Origin of the sequence: Stenotrophomonas veracruzanensis (assembly GCF_032911525.1) — a bacterium.
Taxonomy (GTDB): Bacteria; Pseudomonadota; Gammaproteobacteria; order Xanthomonadales; family Xanthomonadaceae; genus Stenotrophomonas; species Stenotrophomonas africana.
Genome location: NZ_JAWJTI010000068.1, coordinates 1 through 7,350 on the forward strand (window position 1 = coordinate 1; position 7,350 = coordinate 7,350).

Annotated in this window: 7 protein-coding genes and 1 tRNA gene; 5 read left to right on the forward strand and 3 right to left on the reverse strand. The window is 67.0% G+C overall.

Annotation, left to right across the window (positions count from 1 at the left end):
* Window positions 1–211 precede the first annotated feature (211 nt).
* Window positions 212–2,167 (forward strand): peptidyl-prolyl cis-trans isomerase, encoded by a 1,956-nt coding sequence (locus R1H25_RS20230; protein WP_317224462.1) that lies wholly within the window; start codon window positions 212–214, stop codon window positions 2,165–2,167.
* A gap of 211 nt (window positions 2,168–2,378) precedes the next feature.
* Here R1H25_RS20230 and R1H25_RS20235 read toward each other — a convergent pair whose 3' ends face one another.
* Window positions 2,379–3,578, reverse strand: a complete 1,200-nt coding sequence (locus tag R1H25_RS20235) for a transglycosylase SLT domain-containing protein (RefSeq protein ID WP_317224463.1) — start codon at window positions 3,576–3,578, stop codon at window positions 2,379–2,381.
* On the reverse strand, window positions 3,575–4,339 hold the full coding sequence (gene gloB / locus R1H25_RS20240) for a hydroxyacylglutathione hydrolase (RefSeq protein ID WP_317224464.1): 765 nt from the start codon (window positions 4,337–4,339) through the stop codon (window positions 3,575–3,577). The genes R1H25_RS20235 and gloB overlap by 4 nt, the downstream gene beginning before the upstream one ends.
* Before the next feature lie 11 nt (window positions 4,340–4,350).
* Between gloB and R1H25_RS20245 the strand changes: the two genes are divergently transcribed.
* From R1H25_RS20245 to dnaQ, 3 genes are read left to right on the forward strand one after another with little or no spacing between them, the layout of a single operon-like run.
* Entirely contained in the window at window positions 4,351–4,995 is a 645-nt protein-coding gene (locus R1H25_RS20245; protein WP_317224465.1) for a methyltransferase domain-containing protein, read from the forward strand.
* A 13-nt stretch (window positions 4,996–5,008) separates the two neighbouring features.
* Window positions 5,009–5,461 carry a ribonuclease HI gene (gene rnhA / locus R1H25_RS20250; protein ID WP_032129326.1) on the forward strand — a complete coding sequence of 151 codons (453 nt, stop codon included), beginning with the start codon at window positions 5,009–5,011 and terminating at the stop codon, window positions 5,459–5,461.
* Window positions 5,462–5,465: 4 nt separating this feature from the next.
* Window positions 5,466–6,197, forward strand: a complete 732-nt coding sequence (dnaQ, locus tag R1H25_RS20255; protein ID WP_057499978.1) for a DNA polymerase III subunit epsilon — start codon at window positions 5,466–5,468, stop codon at window positions 6,195–6,197.
* Window positions 6,198–6,266: 69 nt separating this feature from the next.
* Here the strand turns inward: dnaQ and R1H25_RS20260 are convergent, their stop codons facing one another.
* Window positions 6,267–6,971: a PP2C family serine/threonine-protein phosphatase gene (locus tag R1H25_RS20260; protein WP_005408277.1), complete on the reverse strand. Its 705-nt coding sequence runs from the start codon at window positions 6,969–6,971 to the stop codon at window positions 6,267–6,269.
* A gap of 164 nt (window positions 6,972–7,135) precedes the next feature.
* Between R1H25_RS20260 and R1H25_RS20265 the strand changes: the two genes are divergently transcribed.
* Window positions 7,136–7,226, forward strand: a tRNA-Ser gene (locus R1H25_RS20265).
* Window positions 7,227–7,350 lie beyond the last annotated feature (124 nt).

Here is a 7,350-nt window from a genome sequence, read left to right on the forward strand (position 1 = left end):
GAATGCTGGCCTGTCACGCCGGAGGTCGCGGGTTCGAGTCCCGTCCGCTCCGCCAACTTTAAAAGCCCTCGGCGCAAGCCGGGGGCTTTTTCTTTGTGCCGTGCCGCAGGTCCGCGAAGATCGGCGCAGGCCGCGCCGGTGCTGCTTTTGGTCCCTGCGGCGAAGCGGGTTACACTGCCGGGCTCGCCAATCAGGCCTTGTGATTCTCACCATGCTGCAGAAACTCCGCGACAAGACCTCAGGCTGGATCGTCACCGTGATCCTGGGGCTGCTGATGATTCCGTTCCTGTTCGTGATCGACAACAGCTACCTCGGTGGCGTTGGCGCACAGAACGTGGCCAAGGTTTCCGCGCCGCCAACCTGGTGGCGTTCGGCGCCGTCGTGGTGGCCGGTGCGCATGCTGTGGCAGCACCACGAGATCAGCGCGCAGGATTTCCGCACCCGTTTCGAGCAGGAGCGCATGCGTGAGCGCCAGCAGCAGGGTGAGAACTTCGACCCGCGCGCGTTCGAAAGCACTGAAAACAAGCTGGCCGTGCTCGACCAGCTGATCGACGAACAGGTCGTGCGCCTGGTCGGCGAGCAGGCCGGTGTCGTGGTCGGCGATGGCGCGGTGCGTGAGTACATCGCCACCATCCCCGCCTTCCTCGATTCGAATGGCAAGTTCAACGAGAACAACTACCGCCTGGCCCTGGCCGGTGGCAATCCGCCGCGCACCCCGACCCAGTTCCAGGAGCTGGTGCGCGAGAGCCTGCAGCAGTCGGTGATTCCGTCGGGCCTGCAGAACTCCGGCTTTGTCACCCAGTCCGAGACCGAGCGTCTGCTGAAGCTGCTGGGCGAAACCCGTGACGTCGAACTGGCCGCGCTGCCGGAAGTGCCGGCCGATACCGCGCCGGTCACCGACGCGCAGATCAAGCAGTGGTATGGCAGCCACGGCAAGGATTTCCGTCAGGCCGAGAGCGTGTCGCTGGAATACGTCGAGATCAACGGCGCCAACCTGCCGGCACCGACCGCGGCTGACGAAGCGACCCTGCGCAAGCGCTATGAAGACGAGAAGGCGAAGTTCACCTCGCCGGAACAGCGCCAGGCTGCCCATATCCTGATCACCGGTGACGGCGCTGAAGCCAAGGCGAACAAGATCGCTGCCGAAGCCAAGGCGGCGGGTGCCGACTTCGCGGCGCTGGCCAAGGCCAACTCGGAAGACCCGGGTTCGAAGAACCAGGGCGGTGATCTGGGCTGGGTCGAGCGTGGCGCGATGGTCAAGCCGTTCGAAGACGCTCTGTTCGCCGCCAAGGCGGGTGACGTGATCGGTCCGGTGAAGACCGACTTCGGTTACCACATCATCAAGGTCGCCGCGGTGCGTGGTGGCGAAGGCAAGTCGTTCGAGGAAGTGCGTGACACGCTGGCCGCAGAGCAGCTGAAGGCCGACGGCGAGCGTGGCTTCAACGAGCTGGCCGGCCGTCTGGTCGACGCCATCAACAAGAGCCCGAGCGACCTGGCCGCTGCCGCCAAGGAAGTGAACCTGCCGCTGCAGACCCTGGGTCCGATCACCCGCGCCACCGCCAGCGGTATTGCCACTGACCCGGCCGTGCTGCGTGCGGCCTTCTCTGAAGTGCTGGTGCAGGACGGTACCGCCAGCGACCCGATCGCCCTGGGCGGTGCCACCAACCACAGCGTGGTCATCCGCGTGGCCGCGCATACCCCGGAGCAGGCGATGCCGCTGGACAAGGCGCGTGAGCAGGTGATCGCCGCGATCCGCGCCGACCGCCAGCGTCAGGCCAGCGACAAGGCCGCCGACGCCGTGCTGGCCAAGCTGAAGGCGGGTGCCACCCTGCAGTCGCTGGCCGCCAGCGAGAAGCTGCAGGTGAGCCCGATGCCGGGCCTGCCGCGCAGCCAGCCGGTGCCGACCCCGGAAATCAACCGCGCGATCTTCAGCGCACCGGTCCCGGCCGAGGGCAAGCCGAGCTACGGCAAGGTCGACGTCAACGGCCACGCGCTGCTGTTCGCGGTGAACAAGGTCAACCCGGGCGACATCAAGGAAGTGACCGCCGAGCAGCAGAAGCAGCTGAAGGACCAGCTGAGCCAGATCGACGGCATGGCTGCGGCCAAGGCCTACATCGACGCGATGCGCAAGAAGTTCGTGGTCCAGACCACCGAAGCGAACCTGTAAGTCCACCGGCTGCAGGTAAGAAAAGGCCCGGCAATGCCGGGCCTTTTTTGTGCCTTCGCCTCGTTTGTGGCGCGCTTGAGCTTTGGTAGTGGTCGAGCTTGCTCGACCGCCTTTTGTAGAGTCGAGCCGTGCTCGACTGCATCTGCCAGGCACAGACATGAAAAAGCCGAGCATGGGCTCGGCTCTACACGGGAGGCGCCTGGCCTGCGCGTCAGTCTTCGACGCGCAGTACCGCGCCCGGCTTCAGCACGCTGCTGCCACTCAGGCCGTTCAGCGATAGCAGCGCCTTTACCGGCATGCCGTAGCGGCGGGCAATGGTCCAGGCCGATTCGCCATCACGCACGGTGTGGCGGCGGCTGCGCGGACGGTCGGCGATCGCGGCGACGGTCTTGGCCACCTGTGGCGTCGGTGACGCGGTGGCGACTGGCGCAGCGCTGGCGACCAGGGCAGATGCAGTGTCCGCCACCGTCGCATTGGCAGCCGAGACAGGGGCCAGCACGCGGGTGGTGCCGGAGGCGCGGCCACCCGAGGCCAGCGCGGGGTTCAGGCGGGCGATCTTCGCCGGGTCCAGGGCGCGCTGTGCGGCCCACTGCTGGACGCTGGTGCCCGCAGGCAGGGTGTGGTCCTTCAGCACCGGCACGGTGCGGTCCAGCGAGGCCATCACGCCCGGCTGGTCTTCCACGTCTTCCAGCACGCAGGCCAGGGCGTGCAGCTTCTCGACGTAGGCATGGGTGACCGGCGACAGGCCCGGCAATGCCGAAGGCTTGGCGTTCTGCGCGTTCATGCCGGCCTTGCGCATGGACTGCAGCACCCGGTACTCGCCGGCGTTGTAGGCCATGGTGGCCAGGCGCCAGTCGCCGCCGAACATGCCGTGCAGGGTCTTCAGGTAGCGCACCGCGGCCTGGGTCGAATCAACCGCCGACAGGCGGCCGTCGTAGCCGTTGGCCATCGGCACGCGATGGTTGCGTGCGGTGGTGGCGATGAACTGCCACAGACCGGTCGGGCCGCTGCCGTTGCGGGCATTGGGCCGATAGCCGCTTTCCACGAAGGGAATGAGCGCGAATTCGGTGGGCAGGTTGGCCTTGCGCAGCTCTTCGACCACGTAGCCGAACAGCACCAGCGCATCGTCATCCTGGTTGGCCAGGCGCGACGGGGCATGGGCGAACTGCTTCTGCCAGCGCGGGCTGGTGGCCTCGGCGTCGCAGGTGGGCTCGGCAAGGCCGTCGCGGAAGCTGGAGAAGATCTCCTGGCCATTGCGCACCGAGGCAGCCGGCAACGCGGCCGGATCCAGCGGCAGGGCTGCGGCGGCGGTCAGGTTCTGGCTGATGCCGGCGCCCAGCGACTGGGCACCGGCGGTTCCGGCCAGCCCCAGGACCAGGCCCAGGGCCAGCGGCAGACTTCGGCGCATCATGCGCGGAAGCCGTCTTTCCAGTGCCGGAGGCCGGCCATGACGTCGACGTCGTCAACGACGTCGCGACCCAGGTGCGCCGACACTGCTGCGCGGATCGGCGCAGTGTGCACACGCAGGAACGGATTGCAGTCGAATTCGTTGGCCAGGGTTACCGGCAGGGTGGAACGGTCATCGCGGCGCATGGCCAAAGCCTCCTCTTGGCGCTGCCACAAGGCAGCGTTGGCGGGGTCGACATGCCGCGCGAAGACGGCATTTGACACGGTGTACTCATGGGCGCAACAAAGCAGCAGTTGCGCGGACAAGGTACCCAGCTTGCGCATCGATGCCAGAAGCTGGGACGGCGTACCTTCGAACAGGCGTCCACAGCCCAGGCTGAACAACGAATCTCCGCTGAAAAGATGTTCAGCAGTGTGAAACGCGATGTGGCTGCGGGTATGCCCGGGCACGGATAGTACGTGGAACGTCCGGCCCAGTGCCTGAACGCGTTCACCTTCGCCGACCCGCTCGGTTGCGGTGGGAATGCGTTCTTCGACCGGCGCGATGACCCGGACGCCGGGAAAACGTGCCTGCAGCGCGGGCACGCCACCGATGTGGTCATCGTGGTGATGGGTGAGCAGGATCGTGTCCACGCGCAGGCCCTGATCGGCCAGCGCAAGCACCGGCGCGGCATCGCCGGGATCGACGACCACGGCGGCGCCAGCGTCGTCGATCAACGTCCAGATGTAGTTGTCCGCAAATGCGGGCAGGGCAGTCAGTCGCATAGAATTGGACCATGCCCGCGCTGCAGAGCACCCGTCAAGCGAGCCAGGCCCCGTGGTTCGACACTGAACCGGCGGAGTCCTTGCGCGTGCTGGAGCGGCAGTTGCTGCTGCCGCAGCTGTCTGTCCTGCCGGCGCAGCCCTGGCTGTGGATCGCACCAAGTGCGGCCTGGCTGGACGATGCGCAGCTGGGCGGGCGTGGCCTGCGCCTGTTCCGGCAGGGGCAGGGCTATGCCGGCGATACCCGCTGCGCACTGCCGCTGCCGCTGGCCAACGAGAGCGTCAACGCGGTCGTGCTGCAGCACGTCACCACGGGCGATGCCGACCAGCTGCTGGACGAATGCGAGCGCGTGCTGATGCCGGGTGGCCACCTGTGGCTGAGCAGCCTCAACCCGTTCAGCCCTTACCGCATGCATTGGCGCCAGCACGGACTGGTGGTGCGCACGCCACAGCGGATCCGCCTGCTGCTCGGCCGCCACGGGCTGGAGTGCGACGATATGCGTTACCTGGGCCCGCTCTGGCGCGGCGAGGGCAGTCCCCGCCCCGCAGGCTGGGCGCCGCTGCGCGCGGCCTGCCTGTTCCATGCGGAAAAACGCACGCTGGCCCTGCCTGGGCCGAAACCGCTGCCGGTGCGCTGGCACGGCACCGTAGCTACCTGATTCTGGAGTTGTATTGAAAACCATCGAAATCCACACCGACGGTTCCTGCCTTGGCAATCCCGGCCCCGGCGGCTGGGCTGCGCTGCTGCGCTACAAGGGCCACGAGCGCGAACTGAGCGGTGGCGAGGCCCACACCACCAACAACCGGATGGAACTGATGGCGGCCATTTCCGGGCTGGAGTCGCTGACCGAGCCGTGCAACATCGTGCTCTATACCGATTCGCAGTACGTGCGGCAGGGCCTGACCCAGTGGATGCCGGGCTGGATCCGCAAGAACTGGAAAACCGCCGGCGGCGATCCGGTGAAGAACCGTGAGCTGTGGGAGCGCCTGCAGGCGGCCACGCTGCGGCATCAGATCGACTGGCGGTGGGTGAAAGGCCACTCCGGCGATCCGGACAATGAGCGGGTGGACACCCTGGCCCGCAACGCGGCGATCCAGATCCGCGACGCCAGCCCGGTAAACTGAGCCCATGCGTCAGATCATCCTCGATACCGAAACCACCGGCCTGGAGTGGAAGAAGGGCAACCGCATCGTCGAAATCGGCTGCGTGGAGCTGTTCAAGCGCCGCCCGACCGGCAACAACTATCACCAGTACATCAAGCCCGACTGTGAGTTCGAACAGGGCGCGCAGGAAGTCACCGGCCTGACCCTGGAATTCCTCGATGACAAGCCGGACTTCGCGCAGATCGCCGACGAGTTCCTGGCCTTCATCGATGGCGCCGAGCTGATCATCCACAACGCGGCGTTCGACCTCGGCTTCCTCGACAACGAGTTGTCGCTGCTCGGGCCGCAGTACGGGAAGATCACCGACCGCTGCACCGTGATCGATACCCTGGTGATGGCGCGCGAGCGCTTCCCGGGCCAGCGCAATTCGCTGGATGCGCTGTGCAAGCGGCTGGGCGTGGACAACTCGCACCGTGCACTGCATGGCGGCCTGCTCGATGCGCAGATCCTGGGCGATGTCTATATCGCGCTGACCTCGGGCCAGGAGGAAATCGGTTTCGGCCTGGGCGATGACGATGGCGGTGGCGCCGGTGCGGCGCTGCATGCCTTCGATACCAGCAAGCTGCTGCCGCGCCCACGCGTGGTGGCCACGCCGTCGGAACTGGAAGCGCATGCCGCCCGACTGGAGCGGCTGCGCAAGAAGGCTGGCCACGCGCTGTGGGACGGCCCGAAGGTGGAAGAACCCGCCAGCACGTAATGCCCGGGATGGGGTGGTGCGCGCCGCGGGCCGGCAGTGCCGTATCCACGCATGGCGTGGATCTACCGGTTAATGGCAGCGCACCAGGATCACGCTGATGTTGTCGCGCCCGCCGCCGTCGAGCGCGGCCGCGACCAGCGTGTCCACGCATTCCTGTGCGCTGGCATCCTCGAAGGCGAGGGTGCGGGCGATGCCGCGGTCGTCCACTTCCTCGGTGAGGCCGTCACTGCATAGCAGCAGCTGCATGCCGGGGCGCAGCTCACCACTGGTGGTGGCCACGTTCAGATGCGCCGGATCGGTCACGCCCAGTGCCTGGGTGACCACGTTGCGATGCGGATGCGCGCGCGCCTGTTCGGCGGTCAGGTTGCCCTGCGCGACCAGTTCCTGCACCACGCTGTGGTCCTGGCTGAGCTGGGCCAGTTGGCCGTCGCGCCACAGATAGGCGCGGCTGTCGCCGACCCACGCCACTTCATAGCGGTTGCCCTGCACGCGCGCAGCGACCACGGTGGTGCCCATCGGCAGTGTGTCGTTGCGACGGCGCGAGGCGCGGATGATCTCTTCGTCGGCGGTGCGGATGGCCTGCGCCAGCGGCGCGCCGCGGCGGATTTCGCGCACGATGGTTTCGCGCGCCAGCGCGCTGGCCACTTCGCCGCAGGCGTGCCCGCCCATGCCATCGGCCACCAGCCACAGGGCCAGCTCGCTGTCACCGTAGTAGGTGTCCTCGTTGAGCTCGCGGCGCATGCCGGGGTGGGTGAGGTGTCCGAATTCGATCATGGGGGCTGGGGCGGGGTGTTGCTGGGGAGACAGGCATCATCGGGTGGCTGCACGCATCCGGCAAGGCATGCGCTCAGGAAATTTTCACTTCGTTGGCCGGAATGACTTGTCGTCGGCCTCACTTCCTCGTATGATGCGCGTCCCCGGTCCGCCGGGGACCACCCGGAGAGGTGGCAGAGTGGTTGAATGTACCTGACTCGAAATCAGGCAGGCGTTTATAGCGCCTCGGGGGTTCGAATCCCCCCCTCTCCGCCAGATAAAGAAAAAGGGCTGCCGAAAGGCGGCCCTTTTTCTTTATCTGGCGCGGGACGCGACGCGCGTTGCGCGTCGCCCCAAACGTTGCCGTGCAACGTTCGGGCCCCTCCCTTTGCCGGCCTCT